Annotated in this window: 22 protein-coding genes; 17 read left to right on the forward strand and 5 right to left on the reverse strand. The window is 75.6% G+C overall.

The window, feature by feature from the left end; translation table 11 throughout:
* Nucleotides 1-148 precede the first annotated feature (148 nt).
* From steA to ACI79K_RS14865, 8 genes are read left to right on the forward strand one after another with little or no spacing between them, the layout of a single operon-like run.
* Entirely contained in the window at nucleotides 149-1,336 is a 1,188-nt protein-coding gene (gene steA, locus ACI79K_RS14830; RefSeq protein WP_456590751.1) for a putative cytokinetic ring protein SteA, read from the forward strand.
* Nucleotides 1,333-2,280 (forward strand): copper transporter, encoded by a 948-nt coding sequence (locus ACI79K_RS14835; RefSeq protein ID WP_456600059.1) that lies wholly within the window; start codon nucleotides 1,333-1,335, stop codon nucleotides 2,278-2,280. Before steA ends, ACI79K_RS14835 begins: the two co-directional genes overlap by 4 nt.
* Nucleotides 2,277-3,116: a hypothetical protein gene (locus ACI79K_RS14840; RefSeq protein ID WP_456600060.1), complete on the forward strand. Its 840-nt coding sequence runs from the start codon at nucleotides 2,277-2,279 to the stop codon at nucleotides 3,114-3,116. The genes ACI79K_RS14835 and ACI79K_RS14840 overlap by 4 nt, the downstream gene beginning before the upstream one ends.
* Nucleotides 3,113-4,738: a murein biosynthesis integral membrane protein MurJ gene (gene murJ, locus ACI79K_RS14845; RefSeq protein ID WP_456600061.1), complete on the forward strand. Its 1,626-nt coding sequence runs from the start codon at nucleotides 3,113-3,115 to the stop codon at nucleotides 4,736-4,738. The genes ACI79K_RS14840 and murJ overlap by 4 nt, the downstream gene beginning before the upstream one ends.
* Complete coding sequence (locus ACI79K_RS14850; protein ID WP_456600062.1) at nucleotides 4,731-5,879, forward strand: glycosyltransferase family 4 protein; 1,149 nt, start codon at nucleotides 4,731-4,733, stop codon at nucleotides 5,877-5,879. The genes murJ and ACI79K_RS14850 overlap by 8 nt, the downstream gene beginning before the upstream one ends.
* 17 nt (nucleotides 5,880-5,896) lie before the next feature.
* Nucleotides 5,897-8,284, forward strand: a complete 2,388-nt coding sequence (locus ACI79K_RS14855; protein WP_456600063.1) for a hypothetical protein — start codon at nucleotides 5,897-5,899, stop codon at nucleotides 8,282-8,284.
* A complete protein-coding gene (locus ACI79K_RS14860; protein WP_456590757.1) occupies nucleotides 8,259-9,995 on the forward strand; it encodes a CTP synthase in 1,737 nt (578 codons plus the stop codon). The genes ACI79K_RS14855 and ACI79K_RS14860 overlap by 26 nt, the downstream gene beginning before the upstream one ends.
* On the forward strand, nucleotides 9,995-10,597 hold the full coding sequence (locus ACI79K_RS14865; RefSeq protein WP_456590758.1) for an NUDIX domain-containing protein: 603 nt from the start codon (nucleotides 9,995-9,997) through the stop codon (nucleotides 10,595-10,597). The genes ACI79K_RS14860 and ACI79K_RS14865 overlap by 1 nt, the downstream gene beginning before the upstream one ends.
* A gap of 12 nt (nucleotides 10,598-10,609) precedes the next feature.
* On the opposite strand, the gene ACI79K_RS14870 is transcribed toward ACI79K_RS14865, so the two are convergent.
* Entirely contained in the window at nucleotides 10,610-10,735 is a 126-nt protein-coding gene (locus ACI79K_RS14870; protein ID WP_456600064.1) for a WCX domain-containing protein, read from the reverse strand.
* Nucleotides 10,736-10,794: 59 nt separating this feature from the next.
* Here ACI79K_RS14870 and ACI79K_RS14875 point away from each other — a divergent pair, with 59 nt between their 5' ends.
* On the forward strand, nucleotides 10,795-10,947 hold the full coding sequence (locus tag ACI79K_RS14875; RefSeq protein ID WP_456590760.1) for a VOC family protein: 153 nt from the start codon (nucleotides 10,795-10,797) through the stop codon (nucleotides 10,945-10,947).
* A 32-nt stretch (nucleotides 10,948-10,979) separates the two neighbouring features.
* Here the strand turns inward: ACI79K_RS14875 and ACI79K_RS14880 are convergent, their stop codons facing one another.
* Nucleotides 10,980-11,585 (reverse strand): hypothetical protein, encoded by a 606-nt coding sequence (locus tag ACI79K_RS14880; RefSeq protein WP_456595702.1) that lies wholly within the window; start codon nucleotides 11,583-11,585, stop codon nucleotides 10,980-10,982.
* Between the two features lie 231 nt (nucleotides 11,586-11,816).
* Between ACI79K_RS14880 and ald the strand changes: the two genes are divergently transcribed.
* The 6 genes from ald to scpB all read left to right on the forward strand — a co-directional run bounded on the left by ald (nucleotide 11,817) and on the right by scpB (nucleotide 17,254).
* The gene (gene ald / locus ACI79K_RS14885; RefSeq protein ID WP_456600065.1) at nucleotides 11,817-12,932 is read left to right on the forward strand and encodes an alanine dehydrogenase; all 1,116 of its coding nucleotides are present in this window, start codon (nucleotides 11,817-11,819) and stop codon (nucleotides 12,930-12,932) included.
* An 8-nt stretch (nucleotides 12,933-12,940) separates the two neighbouring features.
* On the forward strand, nucleotides 12,941-13,882 hold the full coding sequence (locus ACI79K_RS14890) for a site-specific tyrosine recombinase XerD (RefSeq protein ID WP_456590793.1): 942 nt from the start codon (nucleotides 12,941-12,943) through the stop codon (nucleotides 13,880-13,882).
* 209 nt (nucleotides 13,883-14,091) lie between these two features.
* Complete coding sequence (locus tag ACI79K_RS14895) at nucleotides 14,092-14,997, forward strand: ParA family protein (protein ID WP_456590763.1); 906 nt, start codon at nucleotides 14,092-14,094, stop codon at nucleotides 14,995-14,997.
* The gene (locus ACI79K_RS14900) at nucleotides 14,994-15,512 is read left to right on the forward strand and encodes a hypothetical protein (RefSeq protein WP_456590764.1); all 519 of its coding nucleotides are present in this window, start codon (nucleotides 14,994-14,996) and stop codon (nucleotides 15,510-15,512) included. Before ACI79K_RS14895 ends, ACI79K_RS14900 begins: the two co-directional genes overlap by 4 nt.
* 75 nt (nucleotides 15,513-15,587) lie before the next feature.
* Nucleotides 15,588-16,430, forward strand: coding sequence for a segregation and condensation protein A (locus ACI79K_RS14905; protein WP_456590765.1), 843 nt, complete (start codon nucleotides 15,588-15,590; stop codon nucleotides 16,428-16,430).
* Nucleotides 16,427-17,254: an SMC-Scp complex subunit ScpB gene (gene scpB / locus ACI79K_RS14910; protein ID WP_456600066.1), complete on the forward strand. Its 828-nt coding sequence runs from the start codon at nucleotides 16,427-16,429 to the stop codon at nucleotides 17,252-17,254. Before ACI79K_RS14905 ends, scpB begins: the two co-directional genes overlap by 4 nt.
* 32 nt (nucleotides 17,255-17,286) lie before the next feature.
* Here the strand turns inward: scpB and ACI79K_RS14915 are convergent, their stop codons facing one another.
* Nucleotides 17,287-17,688 (reverse strand): hypothetical protein, encoded by a 402-nt coding sequence (locus ACI79K_RS14915; protein ID WP_456600067.1) that lies wholly within the window; start codon nucleotides 17,686-17,688, stop codon nucleotides 17,287-17,289.
* A 125-nt stretch (nucleotides 17,689-17,813) separates the two neighbouring features.
* Between ACI79K_RS14915 and ACI79K_RS14920 the strand changes: the two genes are divergently transcribed.
* Nucleotides 17,814-18,659, forward strand: a complete 846-nt coding sequence (locus ACI79K_RS14920) for a pseudouridine synthase (RefSeq protein ID WP_456595696.1) — start codon at nucleotides 17,814-17,816, stop codon at nucleotides 18,657-18,659.
* 15 nt (nucleotides 18,660-18,674) lie between these two features.
* Here the strand turns inward: ACI79K_RS14920 and ACI79K_RS14925 are convergent, their stop codons facing one another.
* The gene (locus ACI79K_RS14925) at nucleotides 18,675-19,292 is read right to left on the reverse strand and encodes a LysE/ArgO family amino acid transporter (protein WP_456590769.1); all 618 of its coding nucleotides are present in this window, start codon (nucleotides 19,290-19,292) and stop codon (nucleotides 18,675-18,677) included.
* Between the two features lie 73 nt (nucleotides 19,293-19,365).
* Between ACI79K_RS14925 and ACI79K_RS14930 the strand changes: the two genes are divergently transcribed.
* On the forward strand, nucleotides 19,366-20,259 hold the full coding sequence (locus ACI79K_RS14930; protein ID WP_456600068.1) for a LysR family transcriptional regulator ArgP: 894 nt from the start codon (nucleotides 19,366-19,368) through the stop codon (nucleotides 20,257-20,259).
* A gap of 45 nt (nucleotides 20,260-20,304) precedes the next feature.
* Here the strand turns inward: ACI79K_RS14930 and ACI79K_RS14935 are convergent, their stop codons facing one another.
* A complete protein-coding gene (locus ACI79K_RS14935; protein ID WP_456600069.1) occupies nucleotides 20,305-22,695 on the reverse strand; it encodes a beta-xylosidase/alpha-l-arabinosidase in 2,391 nt (796 codons plus the stop codon).
* Nucleotides 22,696-22,703 lie beyond the last annotated feature (8 nt).

Below are 22,703 nucleotides of genomic sequence, written 5' to 3' on the forward strand. Positions count from 1 at the left end.
CGACTCGGTAACGGTTCCGCGGAAGTAGCCCGCGGGACGAACCCGGCGTGTCGGCCGAAGGTGGTGTCGGACACGCTGAGTGACCAGGGCGTTGCCGAGGCGCGTCGGTGGATCGGCCGGCGTGCCGGGCGTGGCAGCATGCGATGTCATGCGCATCGGCACCGTTCGCCGCGGCCGGGCACAGGAAACCGGGTCCGGCGTCGCCGGCACCGTCCGCCTGGACCGCCGCACGAAGAACCTGACGAAGCGGTTGCGCCCCGGCGACATCGCGGTCATCGACCACGTCGACATCGACCGGGTCAGCGCCGACGCGCTGGTGGGCTGCAAGGTCGCCGCGGTGGTCAACGCCGCGCCCAGCATCTCCGGTCGCTATCCGAACCTGGGGCCGGAGATCCTCATCAACGCCGGGATCCCGCTGCTCGACGACGTCGGCAAGGACGTCTTCGCGAAGGTCAAGGAGGGCACCGAGGTCCGCCTCGACGGCGGCCGGCTGCTCGACGCCGAGGGCACGGTGCTCGCCGAGGGGACCGAGCACGACGCCGAGTCGGTCGCCGCCGCGATGGCCGATGCGAAGGCCGGGCTGTCGGTGCAGCTCGAGGCGTTCGCCGCCAACACGATGGAGTACATGAAGCGGGAGCGCGCGCTCCTGCTCGACGGGGTCGGCGTCCCCGACGTCACCACCTCCATCGAGGGCCGGCACGTGCTCGTGGTCGTCCGCGGCTACGACTACAAGGAGGACCTGCACGCGCTCCGCGCCTACATCCGCGACTACCGCCCGGTCCTCATCGGGGTGGACGGCGGCGCGGACGCCCTCGTCGACGCCGGCTACTCGCCCGACATGATCATCGGCGACATGGACTCGGTCAGCGACGACGTCCTGCGCTCCGGTGCCGAGGTCGTCGTGCACGCCTACGCCGACGGGCGGGCTCCCGGCCTCGCCCGCGTCCAGGACCTCGGCGTGGAGGCGATCACCTTCCCGGCCGCCGCCACGAGCGAGGACATCGCGATGCTGCTGGCCGACGAGAAGGGCGCCACGCTGATCGTCGCGGTCGGCACCCACGCCACCCTCGTGGAGTTCCTCGACAAGGGCCGCGGGGGCATGGCGTCGACCTTCCTCACCCGCCTGCGGCTGGGCGGCAAGCTGGTCGACGCCAAGGGCGTCAGCCGGCTCTACCGCAGCCGCATCTCGACCACCGCGCTCGTCGTCCTGGTGCTCGCCGCCTTCATCGCCATCGGGTCGGCCCTCGCCGTCTCCGCCGCGGGGCGGCTGTACCTCGACCTGCTGCTCGACCAATGGAACAGCTTCATGTTCTGGCTGGAGAACCTCTTCTCGTGATCGACTTCCGCTACCACCTGGTGTCGCTGATCGCCGTGTTCCTCGCGGTCGCGCTCGGGATCGTCATCGGCACCACGGCGCTCAACGAGCCGATCCTGGCCGACATCGAGAACCAGGTCTCCCAGCTCGAGCAGGACAAGCGGGCGCTCGAGGACCAGACCCGCGACCTCCAGGCGCAGCTGAGCACCAGCCAGGAGTTCGAGGAGGCGGTGGGCCCGGTCCTGGTCGACGGCACGCTCACCGAGCGCAGCGTGCTGCTGGTGCTCACCGACGAGGACGTCGCCCCGGAGACGGTCGAGGAGGTCACCGCGCTCATCGGCGACGCCGGGGGCTCGGTCAGCGGCGTCGTGCGCCTGCAGCCGCAGTACAGCGACCCGGCCACCGCAGCCGCGCTGCAGAGCTACGTGACCGGCGCGGGGCTCCCCGCCGGCCTCCAGCTGCCCGAGAGCGGCGATGCCGGGGTCCTGGTGGCCTCCCTGCTGTCCCAGGTGCTCATGATCCCCGAGGGCGGTCCGGTGCCGGACACCGCGGCGGTGTCCTCGGTGCTGGCCGGGCTCAGCTCGCTGGAGGTGCTCACCGCCGAGTCGGCCTCCGTCTCGCCGGCCGACCACGCCGTCGTCCTCACCGGTGGCCTGTTCCAGGGTGCGGACGCCGATCAGCGCACCACCATGCTCGTCGAGCTGGTCACCGCGCTCGACGAGCAGGGCCGTGGCGCAGTCGTCGCCGGCACGGCGGCGACGGCGCGCCCCGAGGGGCTCGTCGGCGTGCTTCGCGCGGACCCCGCGCTCGCCGCGGCCGTCTCCACGGTGGACAACGTGGGCACGGAGGTGGGCCGGATCAGCACCGTCCTCGCCCTCGGTCAGGAGTCGCAGGGCACGTCGGGCAAGTACGGGACGGCGGACGACGCCCAGCCGGTGCCGCCGGTGCCCGCGGCCGCGCAGTGAGCGGACGGCGAGCCGCGGCCCTCGCGCTCGCCGGTGCGGGAGCGGCGCGCGTCGCCCTGGCCGCATCGACGGCGCTGACGGCGTCGCCGGCCGGTGCGGCCTGGCGGCGGACGAACTACGCCGGCCGGCCGGTGTCCCTGCTCGGCGGGCCGGCGCTCGCCGTCTCGGCGACGGTGTCGACGGCGCTCGGCGCCCCGCCCGGGACCCGGGCCGCAGCGGTGGTGGTCGGCGCCGTCTCCGGCCTCGTCGGCGGGTACGACGACCTCGCCGGCGCCCGGCCCGAGCAGGCCCGTGACAAGGGGCTGGCCGGGCACCTGCGAGCGCTCCGGGAGGGCCGCGTCTCGGCCGGGGCGGTCAAGGTGGCCGGTATCGGCGCCGCGGCCGCCGTGGCCGCGATCCTGACCCGCGGGCCCGGCCGGGGCGCCGGTGCCGTGGTCGACGGCGTGCTCACCACCGGGCTCGTCGCCGGCACCGCGAACCTGCTCAACCTGCTGGACCTGCGACCCGGTCGCGCGGCGAAGGTGGCGGCGATCGCCGCGGCCGCCGGTCTGGGTGGCCCGGCGGGGAACCTGGTGGCCGGTCCCTTCGGGGCGAGCCTCGCCGTGCTGCCGGACGACCTCGGCGAGCGGATCATGCTCGGCGACTGCGGCGCGAACTCCGTCGGCGCCCTCCTCGGCCTGCGGCTGGCCCGGATGCCCTCCCGCGGCGCCCGGACGGGCGCGCTGGCGGCCATCACCGCGCTCACCCTGGCCAGCGAGCGGATCAGTTTCACCCGTGTCATCGAGGCCACCCCCGGGCTCCGCGATCTGGACCGCCTCGGTCGCCGATCCTCGTGAGCACCCGGCAGGTGGCGCGCGGGGTGGCCGGCGCCGCCGCGCTGATCGCGGCGCTGACGCTCCTGGCCAGGCTGGCCGGGTTCGGCCGCACGCTCGTCTTCACCAACACGGTGGGGGCCGGCACCACCGGTGACGCCTACCTGGCGGCCAACAACGTCCCGAACATCGTGTTCGAGGTCGTCGCCGGCGGCGCGCTGGCCAGCCTCGTCGTGCCGATGCTCGCCGGTGGCATCGCCGCCGGCGACCGGGAGCAGGTGCGCCGCACCGCCTCGGCGCTGCTGGGCTGGACGCTGCTGCTGCTGGTCCCGCTGTCGCTCCTGGTCGCCGTGTTCGCCGAGCCGATCGCCGAGCTGCTGCTCGGCGGCGGCGACGCGGCGGAGGTGCAGCTGGCCAGCCGGTTCCTGCTCGTCTTCGCGCCGCAGGTCGTCCTCTACGGGATCGGCATCGTCCTGACGGGCGTGCTCCAGGCGCACCGGCGCTTCGCCTGGCCGGCGCTCGCCCCGCTGCTGTCCAGCGTGGTGGTGGCCACGACCTACCTGGTCTTCGCCGCGATCGGGGGCGGCCGGGACGTCTCCGGGCTCTCCACGCCGGCCGAGCTGGTGCTCGGCGTCGGCACGACGCTCGGCGTGGTCGCCCTCAGCCTCAGCCTCCTGGCGCCGGTGCGCGGACTGCGCCTGGGGCTGCGGCCGGCGTTGCGCTTCCCGGTCGGCGCCGCCCCGCGGGTGCGCCGGCTGGCCGCCGCCGGCGTGCTGACCCTCGCCGGGCAGCAGCTGCTGGCCGCCGTCGCGATCCGGCTGGCCAACGACGGCGCCCCCGCAGGCACGCTCGTCGTGTACGCCGCCGGCCTCACGGTCTTCCTGCTGCCCTGGGCGGCCCTCGCCGTCCCGCTGGCGACGTCGGCCTACCCCGGGCTGGCCGAGAGCGCCGAGAGCGGCGACGAGGCCGCGTACCGCCGTGCGCTGGCGCCGGTCACCGTGCTCGCGGTCGCCGCCTCCGCCGTCGCCGCCGCGGTGCTGGTCGCGACCGCCGGCCCCGTGGCGCGGGTCTTCCTCGCCGCCCAGGGCGACCGCGACGTCGCGGCGCTGCGCGACACCGTCATGGCCTTCGCCCCGGGGTTGCTCGGCTACGGCCTCGTGGCGGTGCTCACCCGGGCGCTGTACGCCCGCGGCCTGTGGAAGGCGCCGACGGCCTGCGTCCTGGGCGGGTGGCTGCTCGCCGTCGTCGCCGACGTCGTCCTGGCCCGGGTCCTGCCCGCCGGCGACCGGGCGCTGGCCCTCGGGCTCGGCCACACCGCGGGGGTCACCGTCGCCGGGGCCGGGCTGCTGCTCGTGGTCGCCCGGGTGGCGGGCCGGCCCGCGCTGGGAGGGTTGGGCCGCACCGGCCCCGTGGCCGTCCTGGCGGCCGTCGTGGGCGGCGCCGCGGGGCTGTGGGTCACCCGGGCGCTGGGCGCGGACCCGGTGCCGGGGGGCGGCCTGCTCGTGACGCTCGGGGTCGGCGTCCTCGCCGGGTGCGTGGTGCTCGCCGTCGCGCTGGCGGTCATGATGGGCACGGCCCGCGCGCAGCTGGTGGGGGCGTTCCGGGAGTTGCGGTCGACGGGCGGGCAGGAGGTGCGCGGTGCCTGAGGCGCCCCTGCGCGGCCGCCGCGTCACCGAGGTGCTCGCCACCAGCACCGGCGGGGTGGGCACCCACGTGCGCTCGCTGCTGCACCCGCTGCTCGCCGCGGGTGCCGACGTGGGTGTGTGCGGCCCGGCAGCCACCGACGCGCTGTTCGACTTCTCCGGCCGCGGCGCGGACTTCACGCCCGTCGAGATCTCCGCCGGGCTGGCCCCCGCCGCCGACGCCCGGGCGGTGCGGGCGCTCCGCACGGCGCTGACCGGCACCGATCTCGTGCACGCGCACGGGTTGCGCGCCGGCCTGGTCGCCGCGGCCGCGCGCCGGCTGGCCGACGGCTCGCCCCCGCTGGTCCTCACCCTGCACAACGCCCTCCCCGAGGGCGGTGGCCTGCGGCGCCGAGTGCTGGCACGCGCGGAGCGGGCCACCGTCCGGGCCGCCGACGTCGTCCTCGCCGCCTCGGCCGACCTGGCGGAGAACGCCCGTCGGCAGGGGGCGCGCGACGTGCGGCTGGCGCCGGTCTCCGCGCCACCGCTGCCCGCGGCCACGCGCACCCCGGCGGAAGTGCGGCAGGAGCTGGGGCTGGACGACGACCGCGCGCTCGTGGTCGCCGTGGGCCGGCTGCACCCGCAGAAGGGCTACGACGTCCTGCTCGACGCCGTGGCCCGCTGGTCGGCCGACCAGCGCGTGCGACCCGCGCCGTCGGTCGTCGTCGCCGGCGACGGGCCGCTGCACGACGAGCTCGCCGGTCGCATCCGGGCCGAGAGGTTGCCGGTCACGCTGCTGGGTCGCCGGGACGACGTCGCGGACCTGCTCGGTGCCGCCGACCTCTGCGTCCTGCCCTCGCGCTGGGAGGCGCGTTCGCTCACCGCCCAGGAGGCGCTGCGGGCGGGGGTGCCCCTGGTGGCCAGTCGCACCGGCGGGCTGCCGGAGCTGCTCGGGGACGCCGCCGAGCTCGTCCCGCCAGGAGACGCCGACGCCCTGGCCGAGGCCGTGGTGCGGGTGCTCTGCGACAGCGCGCACGCCGCCGACCTCGCCGAGGCGGGGCTGCGGCAGGCGGCCACCTGGCCCGACGAGGAGGGGACGGCCGCGCAGCTGGTCGGCATCTACCGGGACCTGCTCGGGACGTCCCCGGCCCGGCCGGGCACATGACCGGGCCGGCTACGCGGGTGGCACGCAGGACGGCGGCGCTCGTGGCGCTGGTCCTGCTGCTGCTGGTCGGGCTGCCGACCGGGGCGGGTGCGGTGGCCGACCAGCAGGACTACGCCGCCGACCGCGTCGTGGTGGTGGGGGTGCCCGGGCTCACGTGGGCCGATGTCGACGCCACGGCGACGCCGCAGCTGTGGGCGCTGGCGGAGGGGTCGGCGATCGGAGCGACGTCGGTGCGGGCCGCCCGCTCCACCACCTGCCTGCTCGACGGCTGGGCCACGCTCGGCGCGGGGAACCGGGCGCGCTTCCCCGGCACCGACGAGGGGCTGCCACCGGTGCCGCTGCCCACGCTGCCCGATCCGGAGGCGCCCGACGGGGACCGGGAGGAGGCCGGCCCCGAGGAGGAGGTCCCCGAGGAGCCCCGGCTGGACACCTCGCTCACGCGGTGCGGCCTCCAGGAGCGGGTGGCCGCGGTGGCGCTGGGCGATCCGCAGGCCACCGTCGCCCGGATCGCCGAGGACGAGGGCACCGTCCGGTTCGGCGCGCAGCCCGGCGCGCTGGGGGAGGCCGTCGGGTGCGCCGCGGTGTCGGGCCGGGCCGCCGCGCTGGCCGTCGCCGCGGACGGGGTGCCCCTCACCACGGTGCCCACCCTGGTGGCGAACCCCGCCGAGCTGGCCGAGGTGCTGGACTCCTGCCCGCTGACCCTGGTCTCCCTGGACCAGCTCACCGACGCCGGCGCCCCCGGTGCCGAGCCCACCGACGACGGCACCCGGCCCGAGCCGCGGGCGGCCGCCCTGGGCCGGATCGACGACGCGCTGGGGCGGCTGCGCGGCGCGGTCGACGCGCTCCCGGGCGACACCCTGCTGCTGCTCGCCGGCATCTCCGAGGTCAACGACGGCCGGCCCCAGCTGCACGTCGGCATGGCCTCGGGACCCGGCTTCGACGCGGGCTGGCTGACCTCGGCGAGCACCGGCCGGACGCCGTTCGTCCAACTGATCGACGTGGCACCCACCGCCCTCCGAGCGCTCGGGCTGGACCCGCCGTCGTCGATGAACGGGCAGCCGTGGCGGAGCACCGGGCAGCGACCGCCGCTGCCCGAGGCCGTGGCCGAGCTCGAGCGGGTCAACACCGCCGCGATCACCCACCACCGCAACACCGGTGTCTTCTTCTGGACCTTCGTGCTCCTCGGCGCTGTCGTCGTCGGGCTGGGCGTGCTGGTCGTCGGCACCGGGCGGCGGGGTGCCCGCCCCGGGGCCTGGCCGCCGGTCCGCCGGGCGCTGCGCCTGCTCTGCCTGGCCGCCGCCGGGCTGCCGGTGGCCACCTACCTCGCGGGTCTGGTGCCGTGGGAACGGGCCGGGGAGCCGTTGCCGGCGCTGGTGACCGCGGTGGTCGTCGCCGACCTGGCAGTGCTGGCGCTCGCCGTCCTGGGCCCGTGGCGCCGCCGCCGGCTGGGGCCGGCGCTGGCGGTCCTCGCGCTGACCCTGGTCACCCTCGTCGGCGACGTGCTCACCGGCTCGACGATGGAGCTCAACGGCCCGCTGGGCTACGACGCGATCGTGGCCGGGCGGTTCACCGGCTACGGCAACCTCAGCTTCGGGCTGCTGTCGGTGAGCGCGCTGACGGTCACCGCGGCGCTGGCCGCGGCGGTCGCACGCCGGTCGAGCCCCCGGCGGCGGCGCAGACGCACGGCCGCCGTGGTGGTGGGGGCCGGCCTGCTCGTCGTCGCCGTGATCGGGGCACCCGGCCTCGGGCGGGACTTCGGAGGCGTCCTGGCGGCCCTGCCCGGCTTCCTGCTCCTGGCCATGCTGCTGACCGGCGTGCGGGTCACGATCGTCCGGCTGGGCGTGATCCTCGCCGCCGCCGTGGTGGCGGTGAGCACGGTGGCGGTGCTCGACTGGACGGGGCCGCCGACGGAGCGCAGCCACCTGGGCCGCTTCGTCGAGCAGGTGCTCAACGGTGAGGCGTGGACGGTGGTGAGCCGCAAGGCCCAGGCCAACATCGGCATCCTGCTGGGCAGCCCGCTGGCGTGGATGCTGCCGGTCGCGCTGGTCGCCGCGGTCTGGCTGCTCCGGCCCGGGGGGCCGTTGCGCAGCCCGCCAGCCGTGCCCGGCCGCCCGCCGCGGGGCCCGGCCGGCCTGCCACCCGGGGACGCCGCCGTGCTGCGCGCCGCGCTCCTGTCCGTGGCGCTGAGCCTCACCATCGGCGCGGCGGTCAACGACTCCGGCGTCGCGCTGCCCGCCACCGCCGCGGCCCTGCTGGTGCCGCTGCTGGTGTGGCTGGTCGCGGGCCGGCAGGACGGCCGGCGCGAGACGGGTGGGTCCGCGGGTGGCGCTGCGCACTCCGGCCCGGCCGAGGGCTCCGACCGTGTTACGGTCGTCTCCCGTGGATCGACCGTCGGGAACACGTGATCACTCGGGCAGCAACGTCCTGCTCCGCAACAACCAGCCGACGAAGTTCGTCTTCGTCACCGGCGGGGTCGTCTCCTCGCTCGGCAAGGGCCTGACCGCCAGCTCGCTCGGCACCCTGCTGGCCAGCCGCGGCCTCCGGGTCACGATGCAGAAGCTCGACCCGTACCTCAACGTGGACCCGGGCACGATGAACCCGTTCCAGCACGGCGAGGTGTTCGTCACCGAGGACGGTGCGGAGACCGACCTCGACGTCGGCCACTACGAGCGCTTCCTCGACATCGACCTCTCGGGCCGGGCGAACGTGACCACCGGGCAGGTGTACTCCGACGTCATCGCCAAGGAGCGGCGCGGCGAGTACCTCGGTGACACGGTGCAGGTCATCCCGCACATCACCAACGAGATCAAGGCGCGCATCCTCGCCGGTGCCGACGGCGCGGAGCGCGTCGACGTCGTGATCACCGAGATCGGCGGCACGGTCGGCGACATCGAGTCGCTCCCCTTCCTCGAGGCCGCCCGCCAGGTGCGGCACGAGATCGGCCGCGACAACTGCTTCTTCCTGCACATCTCGCTGGTGCCCTACATCGCGCCCTCGGGCGAGCTGAAGACCAAGCCGACGCAGCACTCGGTCGCCGCGCTGCGCAGCATCGGCATCCAGCCCGACGCCCTGGTCTGCCGCTCGGACCGCGAGATCAACGAGGGCCTCAAGCGCAAGATCAGCCTGATGTGCGACACCGACGCCGAGGGGGTCATCTCCTGCCCCGACGCGCCGTCGATCTACGACATCCCCAAGGTGCTGCACCGGGAGGGGCTCGACGCCTACGTCGTCCGCCGGCTGGGCCTGCCGTTCCGCGACGTGGACTGGACGGTCTGGGGCGACCTGCTCGACCGCGTCCACGCCCCGAAGCAGACCGTGACGATCGCGCTCGTCGGCAAGTACATCGACCTGCCCGACGCCTACCTCTCGGTCACCGAGGCGCTGCGCGCCGGTGGCTTCGCGCACCGCAGCCGGGTGCAGATCCGCTGGGTCGCCTCCGACGACTGCGAGACCGAGGAGGGCGCGGAGAAGGCGCTGGCCGGCGTCGACGGCGTGTGCATCCCCGGCGGGTTCGGGGTGCGCGGCATCGAGGGCAAGCTCGGCGCGATCCGGCACGCCCGGGTCAACGGCATCCCGACCCTGGGGCTGTGCCTGGGCCTGCAGTGCATGGTCATCGAGACCGCCCGGAACCTGGCCGGGATCACCGGCGCGAACTCCACCGAGTTCGACCCGAGCACCCCCGACCCGGTCATCTCCACGATGGCCACCCAGCTCGACGTCGTCGCCGGGCGCGGGGACATGGGCGGCACGATGCGGCTGGGCAGCTACCCGGCCGTGCTGCAGAAGGGCTCGGTCGTGGCCGCCGCCTACGGGTCGACGGAGATCACCGAGCGGCACCGCCACCGCTACGAGGTGGCCAACGCCTACCGGGACCGGCTCAGCGAGACCGGCCTGGTCTTCTCCGGCACCTCGCCGGACGGGACGCTGGTGGAGTTCGCAGAGCTCCCCGCCGACGTCCACCCCTTCTTCGTCGGCACCCAGGCCCACCCGGAGCTCAAGAGCCGCCCCACCCGGCCGCACCCGCTGTTCGCGGCGTTCGTGCAGGCAGCCGTCGACTACCAGGAGTCGGCGCGGCTGCCGGTGCCGGTGGACGAGGCGGAGAAGGTCGGCATCTGATGGGCAAGGGCGAGCCGGACGCCCACGAGTACCGCGTGCTGGCCACCGAGCCGGTGTACGAGGGGCGGGTCATCCGCCTGGTCAAGGACACCGTGGCGATGCCCGGCGGCGGGGACAGCGTCCGGGAGGTGGTCCGCCACCCGGGGGCGGTGGCGGTCGTGGCGCTCACCGAGACCGACGAGGTGGTCCTCCTGCGGCAGTACCGGCACCCGGTGGGCGGCTACCTGTGGGAGCTGCCGGCGGGGCTCCGCGACGCGGAGGGTGAGCCACCGCTGGAGACGGCGAAGCGGGAGCTGGCCGAGGAGGTCCGGCTCTCGGCCGCGCGGTGGTCGCTGCTGACCACCCACTACAGCTCGCCCGGCTTCTGCGACGAGCAGGTGCTGGTCTACCTGGCCGAGGGGCTCACCGAGGTCGACCGCCCCGAGGGCTTCACCGTGGAGCACGAGGAGCTGGACATGACCGTGGAGCGGGTACCGCTCGCCGACGCGGTCCAGCGGGTGTTCGACGGCGACATCCGCAACGTCGCCGCCGTCGTGGGGCTGCTGGCCGCTGCCCAGGTGCGGGCGGCGGGCCCGCGGCTCCGCCCGGTCGACGCCGGCTGAGGCGGCCGCCGATCACGGCGCGCCGGCGTAGCGGCCGGTGAGCTCGGCGCCGATCCGCGCCAGCTCGGCCCGGACCGGCGCCGGCTCGATCACCTCGACGTCGGCGCCCCAGCCGGCGAGCGTGCGGGCGATGTCCAACGGCGTCGGGGCGGCCAGGCGGACCTGCGCCCGGCCGTCCCCGGGCCGCGTTCGAGCGGTTGCTGTCGCTGGGCGCGACGGTGCACCAGGAGCCGGTCGAGCGGGGCCCCGGCTACGTCACCGCATCGGTGGTCGACCCCTTCGGCAACGTGCTCGGGGTCATGGCCAACCAGCACTACCTCGACGTGGTCGAGGGCCGCTCCCCGGCGTGACGGGTTCCGCGGCCGGTGCCGGGTCGCGCCGGTCAGCCCGGCAGCCGGAGGCCGAGCCGAGCGAGCTCCACGGCGGCCAGGGCGCGCACCGCGGCAGGGTCCCCGGCGTGCCAGGCCGCACCCGTGCCGGCAGGCAGCGCGGCGAGCCGGGGGAGCGGCGCGTTCGCCAGGGCCCGGGCGGCGAGGACGTGGAGATCCGGTGTGCCCGCCAGCAGGGTGCGGGTCGCACCCGCCTCGCGGGCGTACCGCAGCCGCCAGGGCAGCCAGCGCAGCAGCAGCCAGCCCACGGGGAGCAGCACGAGGACGACGGCGAGGATCGTCGCCAGCGTGCCGACGGCGTCCTGCGCCGACTGCCCGGCCCCCAGCACCGAGCCCCCGGCGCCGGCGAGCGCGCCGAACGGCGCGGCCAGCTCGTCGCCCACCACGGGCACGTCCTCGGCCGCCGCCGCGGCCGAGCCCATGGAGCCGGCGACCGACCGGCCGAGGTCCTCGACCGCCCGTCCCGGCTCGGCCAGCACCAGGACGGCGCCGTGCGCGGCCCGTGCCACGAGCACCCAGACCACCGACCACGCCAGGAAGCCGAGGTCGGCGGCCAGCTGACGTGCCCGCAGGGCGGGGTGCTGGGCGTAGAAGCGCATGGGGCGGTCCTCCGGGAGGGCGGGTGGCCCCGTCATCGTCGGCCAGCCGGGTGTGCGCGGCAGCCCGGCCCCCCGGCCGCGCGCGGTTACGAATCGGCTTCCGCGCCGGTACCGAGCCGGTCGGCATGCCTACACTCCGCGGCGAGGCCCGCCCCGACCGGGCGGCCCACGATGCGGTGGGGTGCCCCGTCACCCTCGGGGAGCGCCCCGCCGGGACCAGGAGAGCCAGCGATGCGGGTCGGAGTTCCCCGAGAGGTCAAGAACCGGGAGTACCGGGTGGCGCTCACCCCGGCCGGTGTCACCGAGCTGACGCGGGCCGGGCACACGGTGCTGGTCGAGCGGGGAGCGGGGGAGGGGTCGTCCATCCCGGACGAGGACTTCACCGCCGCGGGCGCACGGCTGGTGGCCTCCGCCGACGACGTCTGGGCCGACGCCGACCTGCTGCTCAAGGTGAAGGAGCCGGTCGCCGAGGAGTACGGCCGGCTGCGGGCCGGGCAGACGCTCTTCACCTACCTCCACCTCGCCGCTTCCCGGGAGTGCACCGAGGCGCTCGTCGCCTCCGGGACCACGGCGATCGCCTACGAGACCGTGCAGAAGGCCGACGGCACCCTGCCCCTGCTGGCCCCCATGTCGGAGGTCGCCGGGCGGATGGCGCCGCAGGTGGGGGCCCACTGCCTCGAGCGGGCGCACGGCGGCCGCGGGGTGCTGCTCGGCGGGGTGTCCGGGGTCTACGCCGCCAAGGTCGTGGTGATCGGTGCCGGCGTCTCGGGGATGAACGCGGCGGCGATCGCCCTCGGCATGCAGGCCGAGGTCGTCGTCCTCGACCGCGACATCGACAAGTTGCGCGCCGCCGACCGGATCTACCAGGGGCACCTGCAGACCGTCGCCTCCAACGCCTACGAGCTGGAGCGCGCCGTGCTCGACGCCGACCTGGTGATCGGCGCGGTGCTCGTCCCCGGCGCGAAGGCCCCCACCCTGGTGAGCAACGACCTGGTGGCGCGGATGAGGTCCGGGTCGGTGCTGGTGGACATCGCCGTCGACCAGGGTGGCTGCTTCGAGGCCACCCGGCCGACCACGCACGACGACCCGACCTTCCGCGTGCACGAGTCGGTCTTCTACTGCGTGGCGAACATGCCGGGGGCGGTGCCGAACACCTCCACGCACGCGCTGACCAACGTGACGCTGCCCTACGTCATGGCGCTCGCGGCCGAGGGGACGTCCGCCGCGGTCCGGCGCGACCCGGCCCTGGCCCACGGGGTGAACGTGGTCGGTGGCAGCGTGGTGCTGCCCGAGGTGGCCGAGGCCCACGACATGGTCGCCGTCCCGCTCCAGGAGGTGCTCCCCTGACCAGCACGCTGTCCGCGGGACCGGACGTCGAACGCGTCGTCACCGGCTACCTGGATCACCTGACCGTGGAACGGGGGCTGGCGGCCAACACCATCGCCTCCTACCGCCGCGATCTGCGCCGCTACAGCGAGTACCTGGCGGCGGTGGGCGTGCGCGGCCTGCGGGAGGTCGCCGAGTCCGACGTCGCCGGCTTCCTGACCGCACTGCGCCGGGGCGACGACGACCACCCGCCCCTGTCGGCGACCTCCGCCGCCCGCGCGGTCGTGGCCGTGCGCGGACTGCACAGGTTCGCGCTCCTCGACGGGCTGGTGCCCGACGACGTCGCCCACGAGGTGCGCCCGCCCACGCCGGCCCGTCGGCTGCCCAAGGCGGTGCCCGTGGAGTCGGTGGTCGCGCTGATCGAGGCGGCCGGAGCCCTGGAGGGGCCGCGCGGGTTGCGCGACCGCGCGCTGCTGGAACTGCTCTACGGCACCGGCGCCCGCATCTCCGAGGCCGTCGGTCTGGCTGTGGACGACCTCGACCGTGGGCAGAGCGCCGTCCGGCTGGCCGGCAAGGGCGGCAAGGAGCGCGTGGTACCGGTCGGCAGCTACGCCCTGCGGGCCGTGGAGGAGTACCTGGTGCGGGCCCGCCCGGCGCTCGCCGCGAACGGCCGGGCCGGAGTGCGCGGCGGCGCGCTGTTCCTCAACGTGCGCGGCGGCCCGCTGTCCCGGCAGAGCGCCTGGTCGATCCTGCGGACGGCCGCCGAGCGGGCGGGCCTGGAGGGCGAGATCTCACCGCACACGCTGCGGCACTGCTTCGCGACCCACCTGCTCGACGGCGGCGCCGACGTCCGCGTGGTCCAGGAGCTGCTGGGCCACGCCTCGGTGACGACCACGCAGGTCTACACGCTGGTGACCGTCGACCGGCTGCGCGAGGTCTACGCGACCAGCCACCCCCGTGCGCTCACCTGACAGCAGGGAACGCTCGGATTCAGCAGAATCCACAGTCTGCTCGGCTTGAGCAGTCACATGCGTTGGCATTCGTCGCCATGTCGACACGTCGACGGCGTGCCGCCTTGGGAACCTTTCTCCAGCTCCCTAGCGTCTTCCTCACCCGAGCGGTCAGGACGGCTGACCGCACCCGGAACGTCCGGACGGGCTCGAGCTGGAGGCGACTACCCATGGCGATCCGAGCGGACGCGGCCTCTGCCGTCGCGCGCCCGCACGACACCGACCCCGAGATGGGGGCGGCCGCGCTGCGGCTGGACCCGGCCAGGGCGCGTCAGCGCCCCCTGCCGGACCCCAAGCCGCTGACCCAGCACGGCCCCGCCCGCGTCATCGCGATGTGCAACCAGAAGGGTGGCGTCGGCAAGACGACGTCCACCATCAACCTGGGTGCGGCGCTGGTGGAGTTCGGCCGCAAGGTGCTGCTCATCGACCTCGACCCGCAGGGGGCGCTGTCGGTGGGGCTGGGCGTGCCGGCGCAGAACCTGGACCGGACCATCTACAACGTGCTGATGGAGCGGCGCACGAGCCTCCGGGACGTGCGGGTGCCCACGGACATCCCGGGCCTGGACCTGGTGCCGAGCAACATCGACCTCTCCGCCGCGGAGGTGCAGCTGGTCAGCGAGGTGGCGCGGGAGCAGACCCTGCTGCGCGTGCTCGCCGACGTGGTCGACGAGTACGACTACATCCTCATCGACTGCCAGCCCTCGCTCGGCCTGCTGACGGTGAACGCGCTCACCGCCGCCCAGGGCGTGGTGATCCCGCTGGAGTGCGAGTTCTTCTCCCTGCGCGGGGTGGCGCTGCTGGTCGACACGATCGACAAGGTCAAGGAGCGGCTCAACCCGTCGCTGGAGATCAACGGCATCCTCGCCACCATGTACGACTCCCGGACCGTGCACTGCCGGGAGGTGTTCAGCCGGGTCGTCGAGGCGTTCGGCGACACCGTGTTCCAGACCGTCATCCAGCGCACGGTGCGGTTCCCGGAGACCACGGTCGCCGGCCAGCCGATCACCACGTGGGCACCCACGTCGACGGGCGCTGCGGCGTACCGCGACCTCGCCAAGGAGGTGCTGGCCCTGTGACTCGGCGGCCCGTTCTGCCCGGTGCGTCGGAGCTGTTCCGCCGGACGGACGCCGCAGCGACGGCGTCCGAGGTCACCGAACTCCCCAGCCTGCCGACCCCGGCCAGCTCCCCGGCGCTGCGCAGCGCCGCCCGCCGGGTCGGGGAGTCGCCCGCCGAGGCGGCCGCGGCGCTGACCCTCGTCCCGGGCGGTGCGCAGCCCGGCGACGACCTGGCCGCCTTCCGCGCCGCGCCGGCCGAGCCGGCCCCGGCTCCGGTGCTGCAGCCGAAGATCGCCACCCGCGGGCGGCCCGCCCGCGGGCGGGCCGAGCGCACCAAGCACGACGAGAAGATCACCGTCTACATCTCCGCCGACGAGCTGCTGGCCCTGGAGTCCGCGCGGCTGACGCTGCGCGCCCACCACGGCCTCGCCGCGGACCGCGGCCGCATCGTCCGCGAGGCGGTGTCGGTGCTGCTGGCCGACCTGGCCGAGCGCGGGGACGACGCGATCCTCGTCCGTCGGCTGAAAGAGAAGTGAGAGGACCCTCCTGACCCCCGCCTCTCGCATGCTCGCGGCGGGTCCCTGCGGGAGGGCCGCCTACGGTGGGTGCTCGTGAGCGACAGCACCGGAGCGGTTCCGCCGGCCGATCAGGCCGACGGGGCCGCTCCGGCGCGCTTCACGGTCCGGCTGACCAACTTCGAGGGCCCGTTCGACCTGCTGCTGCAGCTGATCGGCAAGCACAAGCTCGACGTCACCGAGATCGCGCTGTCGCGGGTCACCGACGAGTTCATCGCCCACCTGCGCGCGCTCGGCGACGAGCTGGACCTGGACCAGGCCAGCGAGTTCCTCGTCGTCGCCTCCACGCTGCTCGACCTGAAGGCCGCCCGCCTGCTGCCTGCTGCCGACGTCGACGACGAGGAGGACCTCGAGCTGCTGGAGGCGCGGGACCTGCTGTTCGCCCGGCTGCTGCAGTACAAGGCCTACAAGCAGGCGGCCGCGTTCCTGCGCGAGCGCGAGGCCGACGCCGCCCGCCGCCACCCGCGCGAGGCGGCGCTGGAGCCGCGGTTCGCCGAGCTCGTCCCCGAGGTGCTGCTGGACATCACGCCGGCGCAGTTCGCCGCGCTGGCCGCCCGGGCTCTCGCCCCCAAGGTGCCCGAGACGGTCAGCGTCGCGCACCTGCACGCGCCCCCGGTCAGCGTCTCCGAGCAGCTGCTGCTGGTGCGCAACCAGCTCGTACGCGCGGGGACGTCGAGCTTCCGGGCGCTCACCGCCGACTGCGGGCACACCCTGGAGGTGGTGGCCCGCTTCCTCGCACTGCTCGAGCTGTACCGCCAGCAGCGGGTGGTGTTCGAGCAGCTCACGCCGCTGGGCGAGCTGCACGTGCGCTGGACCGGCGAGGGCGTGCCCGATCCGGCCGGCGCCCCGGCCCCCGACGCCGACGAGGAGTACCGGTGACCGACGACCGCACCGACCCAGACCCCGCCCCCATCTCCTGGGAGTCGCTCGCTGCCGAGCTGGCCGCCACCCGCGAGCAGGCGGCCGAGCGCGGGGATGCCGACCCGGCCGCCTGGGACGCCGTCGCGGCCGAGCTCGCCGCCCGCGTCGCCGAGCGCCCGGTGGAGGAGCTGCCGGTGCCGGCGGTGCCCGCCGAGGAGGCGGCGTCCCCGCCCGCGGCAACGCCCGCGCCCGCGCCCGAACCGGAGCCGGAGCCGGAAGCGGTGGTGCTGCTGGACCCGGTCGAGCTGCGCGGCGGGCTGGAGGCCCTGCTGTTCGTCGTCGACGACCCCGTCGACGACGAGACGCTGGCCGCGGCGCTGCGCTGCCCGGTCGAGCAGGTCCGCCAGGGGCTGACGGAGCTGGCGGCGGCCTACGACGACCGCTCGGCCGGCATCAGCCTGCGCCGGGTGGGGGAGGGGTGGCGGCTCTACACCCGCGAGGAGCACGCCGCCGTCGTCGAGCGGTACCTCGGCGAGGGGCAGCGCAGTCGGCTCACCCAGGCCGCGCTGGAGACCCTCGCCGTGATCGCCTACCGGCAGCCGGTGACCCGGGCCCGGGTGTCGGCGATCCGCGGCGTCGGTGTCGACGGCGTGATGCGCACCCTCATCGGGCGCGGGCTGGTGCACGAGGTGGGCACCGATCCCGACAGCGGTGGGGGGCTGTACGCGACGACTCCGCTGTTCCTGGAACGGCTCGGGCTGGCGAGCCTGGCCGAGCTGCCCGAGCTCGCGCCGCTGCTGCCGGAGACCGCCACGGTGCTCGACGAGCACCCCGACGCCTGATCCGGTCGACCGGTGCCGCGCCTGGACCCCGGTCAGGCCCGGGGAGGGCGCGGGGGCACGAAGCAGGCGACCGAGGCCAGGAAGGTGACGATCCCGGCGCCGAGCACGATGCGCAGGGCGTCCTCGGACGCCACGGACGGCACCGAGCCGCTGCCGAACCAGAACGCGGCGAGGAGCAGCAGGGAGACCACCGCCAGCGGCGCCCCGATCCGCGCATCGCGCCGGCTGCCCGATCCGTCGCCCGGCGCCCGCAGGGACGCGAGGAGGACGACCAGCGCGATCCCCGAGAGGGCGAGGGCCAGCAGGCCCGCGAGGCCGGCGCCGATGTTCGCCCCGTCGTCGGGGTCCCCGGTCGCGACGGCGACCGCGAACAGCGCCCACCCCGCCGTCGCCGTCGCGGCCACGACCAGGCCGACCTTGCGCGTGCTGCTCATGTGCGCATCCTGGGTCGGCCGGCGCGCGGCCACCAGTACCCCGATCGGGTGTCGCCGTGAGGTGGCACACGGCCGGGCGGAGCGCGGCGAGGCGGCCCGGGGGGCGGGTGGGAGACTGGACGGCGATGAGCGACGCGACCCCGAACGACGAGAGCACGACCGCGGCCGGCGAGGGCTGGTCGGAGGACATGGAACTGGCCCCGGCGCACCCCGGTGACCGCCCCGAGCCGGAGGAGCCGGGGGAGCGGCAGGGGGAGCGGCTGCAGAAGGTGCTGGCCCGCGCCGGGGTCGCGTCGCGCCGGGTGGTCGAGGAGATGATCGACGCCGGCCGGATCAGCGTGAACGGCCGGCAGGTGCGCGTGCAGGGCATGCGGGTCGACCCGCTCGAGGACAAGATCGCCGTGGACGGCGCGCGCCTGGAGATCCGCGACGACCGCGTCACGTACGCGATCAACAAGCCCGCCGGGGTTATCACCGCGATGAGCGACGATCGCGCCCGCCCCACGATCGGCGACATGGTGGGCGACCTGGCGCCCGGCCTGGTGCACGTGGGCCGCCTCGACCAGGACACCGAGGGCCTGCTGCTGGTCACCAACGACGGGGAGCTGGCCCACCGGCTCGCGCACCCGTCGTACGGCGTGCGCAAGACCTACCTGGCGCAGGTCTCGGGCTCGGTGCCGCGGGACCTGCACCGCCGGCTGCGCGCCGGGATCGACCTGGAGGACGGGCCGGTCACGGTCGACTCGTTCCGGGTCGTCGACACCCACGCGGGCCAGTCCGTGGTCGAGGTGGTGCTGCACGAGGGGCGCAAGCACATCGTCCGCCGGCTGCTCGCCGCCGTCGGCCTTCCGGTCTCGCGGCTGACCCGCACCGCCGTCGGGCCGGTCCAGCTCCAGCGGATGCGCAGCGGGTCGATCCGGAAGCTCACCCGCGCGGAGGTCGGTGCGCTCGAGGAGCTCGTCGGGCTCTGACCGCGCCGCGGCGGCTCACAGCGCCGTGGCCAGCAGACCGAGGCCGAGGGTCGCCATCACGACGGCGATGCCGGCGTCGAGCACCCGCCAGGCGGCCGGCCGCGCGAACAGCGGCCGCAGCAGCCGGGCGCCGTACCCGAGGGCGCTGAACCAGAGCACGCTGCCGACGGCGGCGCCCGCGGCGAACCACCACCTCCGCCCACCGTGGCTGTCGGCCACCGACCCCAGCAGCAGCACCGTGTCCAGGTAGACGTGCGGGTTCAGCCAGGTCAGCGCCAGGCAGGTGGCCACGGTGGCCGCCAGACCGGTCCGGAGGCCCCCGGTCTCGACGGCGATCGACGACGGGCGCACAGCACGCCGGGCGGCGAGCGCGGCATAGCCCAGCAGGAAGGCGGCGCCGGCGAGCCGGATGACGGTGATCGCGTCGGGGAGGCGGGCGCTGAGCCACGAGTTGCCGGCGACCCCGGCGAGGATGAGCACGGCGTCGGACACCGCGCAGAGCACGACGACCGCGCCGACGTGCTCGACGCGCAGCCCCTGCCGGAGGACGAAGGCGTTCTGCGCCCCGATCGCGACGATCAGCGAGAGGCCCAGCCCCAGCCCGGCCAGCGCGGCCAGCAGTCCCGTCGTCACGGACGCCACGCTAGGAGCGCCGATCGCCTGCAGTCCAGCTAAAGATCCTTCAGCCGCATTAGCATTGCTGTCCGTGGAGATCGATCTGGCCCAGCTGCGCACCCTGGTGGCGGTGGTCGACGAGGGCACCTTGGAGGCGGCGGCACGGCGGCTGCACGTCACGCCGTCCGCGGTGTCCCAGCGCCTGCGGGCGCTGGAGGAGGCCACCGGCCGGGTGCTGGTGCGGCGCGGGCGGCCGGCGACCGTCACGACCGCCGGCGAGCCGGTGCTGCGCCTCGCCCGCCAGGTCGGCCTGCTCGTCGCCGACACCGGCCGGCAGCTCGACCCGTCCGGGTCCGGGCCGCCCGTGGTGCCGCTCGCGGTGAACGCCGACTCGCTGGCCACCTGGGCGCTGCCGGCGCTCGCCCCGCTCGCCGCTGACCTGCGCCTCGACCTGCACAGCGCCGACCAGACGCACACCAGCACGCTGCTGCGGGCCGGCACGGTGATGGCCGCGGTCACCTCCGACGCCGAGCCGGTGGCCGGCTGCCGGGTGACGCCGCTCGGAACCATGCGGTACCTGCCGTGCGCGGCGCCGGCCTTCCTCGACCGCTGGTTCCCCGACGGCCCCCGCCCCGCGGCCCTGGCGCGGGCGCCGGTGGTCGTGTTCGACCGCCGGGACGACCTCCAGCACGTCTACCTGCGCCGCCACCTGCCGTCGACGGCGGACGTGCCGGTCCACTACGTGCCCTCGTCGGCGGACTACCTCACCGCCGTGACCCTGGGCTTCGGCTGGGGCATGCTGCCGGAGCTCCAGCTGGCGGCCGCCCGGCCCGCAGGGGAGCGAGCGGTCGGGTCGTTCGACCTGGCGGGCGCCGTCGACGTGGCCCTGCACTGGCAGCAGTGGCGGCTGCACTCCGCACCGCTGGACCGGGCGGCCGGCGCACTGATCGGGGCCGCCCGCGCACGGTTGCGGCAGCCGGCGTGACCGGCCCCCGGCTCCCGCACCGCGCGGGGCCGGGGACCGGCGTCGTCAGGGAGTGCCGACCTGCACCGGCGTGGTGAGGACCCGGTCGGGCCCGACCTCGCGCACCGGACCGGTGAGCCGCACCCGGGCGCACAGCGGCAGGTCCTCGCTGGAGGTGCCCACCGCGAGCACCAGCTCGCCCGGCTCCACGATGCGGCGCAGGTCGCGCCCGGTGAACGACGCCCGGTCGGTGTGCACCGTGAACACCACCCGCGCCGACGTGCCGGCCGCGAGCTCCACGCGGGCGAAGCCGACCAGGCGGCGCACCGGCTGCACCACGCTCGCCACCGGGTCCGAGAGGTAGAGCTGCACCACCTCGGCGCCGTCCCGGTCCCCGGTGTTGGTGACGGTGCACGACAGGCGCACCGAGCCGTCGGTGGCCACCTCCGCCGGGGAGTCGCCGACGGCGACGTCGTCCAGCCGCAGGTCGCCCAGGGCGAAGCTGGTGTACGACAGGCCGAAACCGAACGGGAAGAGCGGGGTGGGGTCGGCGGAGCTGATGCCGCTGCTGCGCGCCAGCGCCGGGCTCAGGTACGTGGCCGGCGAACCGCCCGGCGTCCGCGCCACCTGGACCGGCAGCTTGCCGGACGGGTTGACCCGGCCGCTCAGCACGCCGGTGACCGCACCCGCCCCCTCCTCGCCGGGGAAGAAGGCCTGCACGACCGCGGCGGCCCGGCCGGCCACCTCGCCCAGCGCGTAGGGCCGCCCGCTCAGCAGCACCACGACCACCGGGGTGCCGGTCGACAGCAGCGCGTCGAGCAGCTCCGCCTGGGCGCCGGGGAGCCGCAGGTCCTCGGCGTCGCAGCCCTCACCCGAGGTGCCCCGGCCGAACAGGCCGGAGACGTCGCCGACGACGGCGATGCAGACGTCGGCGGCGGTGGCGACGCCGACGGCCTCGGCGATGCCGCTGCGGTCGGGCTCCTGCACCGGGCAGCCCGCCGCCGTGGTGACCGTGGCCTCGGGGTACTCGGTTCGGACCGCGTCCAGCAGGGTGGGCAGCTCGATGCCCAGCGGCACCTCGGGGTGCTGCACCCCGACGTGGTTGGGGAAGGCGTAGCACCCCATCAGCGACAGCACCTCGTCGGCGCAGGGCCCGACGACGGCGACCGACGACGGAGCCCGGAGCGGCAGCACGCCGGCGGTGTTGTCCAGCAGCACCACCGAGCGCTCGGCCATGGTGCGCGCCAGCGCCCGCATCTCCGGCGGGTCGAGGTCCAGCGTGCCGCCGTCCCGGAGCACCGCCGGCTCGGGGTCCCAGCCGGCGTCGAGCAGCCCGAGCTCGCCCTTCTGCCGCAGCACCCGCTCGACCGCCCGGTCGACCAGCGACTCGGGCACCGCACCGGTGCGCACCAGCTCGAGCAGCGGCTCGCCGTAGCAGCGCACGGTCGGCAGCTCGACGTCCACGCCGGCGGCCAGGGCCAGCGCGGCCGCCTCGCCGGGGGAACCGGCCACGCCCTGGGTCGCCTCCAGGAAGGAGACGCCGAAGTAGTCGGCGACGACGACGCCGTCGAAGCCGAGCGTGTCGCGCAGCAGGCCGGTGAGCAGCGCTTCGTCGGCGGCCGGTGGAACGCCGTCGACGGCGGCGTAGGAGTGCATCACCGAGCGGGCGCCACCCTCGCGCAGGGCCGTCTCGAACGGCGGCAGCACGACGTCGGCGAACTCCCGGGGACCCAGGTGGACGGGGGCGTGGTTGCGACCGGCGCCAGAGGCCGAGTACCCGGCGAAGTGCTTGAGCGTCGCGACGATGCCGGTGCTCTCCAGGCCGCGGGTGTACGCGCTGCCCAGGACGGCGACCAGGTAGGGGTCCTCGCCGACGGTTTCCTCGGTGCGTCCCCAGCGGTGGTCGAAGCTGACGTCGAGGACGGGGGAGAGGCCCTGGTGGACGCCGACCGAGCGCATCTGCGCCCCGATGGCGGCGGCCATCCGGGCCACCGAGTCGGGGTCGAATGCGGCGCCCCAGGCCAGGGGCACCGGGAAGACCGTGGCCTGCCAGGCGGTGAACCCGGCGAGGCACTCCTCGTGGGCCACGGCCGGGATGCCGAGCCGGGAGTTCGCGATCAGGTCCCGCTGGGTCTGGGCCAGCACGCGCGCCGCGGTGAGCGGTTCGACCGGGCCGGTGCCGAACATCCGCGTGAGCTGGCCGAGGCCGGCCTTGGTCAGCTCCTCCCACGGCGGCAGCGGCTCGCTGAACTCGTGCTGGTTGGGTGCGACGTCCTCGCCGTCGCCGATCGCCGTCCAGACGCCGTAGAGCTGGGCGACCTTCTCCTCCAGCGTCATGACCGCCATGAGGGCGCGGACCCGCTCGGGCAGGGGGCGGCCGGGGTCGGTCCAGTCGGCGGGCGGGGGGCCGGGGAGCGGGGTGGGCTCCGGGACGTCGGCGGCCGGGGGCTGGGTCAAGGAGGTGG

This window comes from Blastococcus sp. SYSU DS0616 (genome assembly GCF_054051015.1).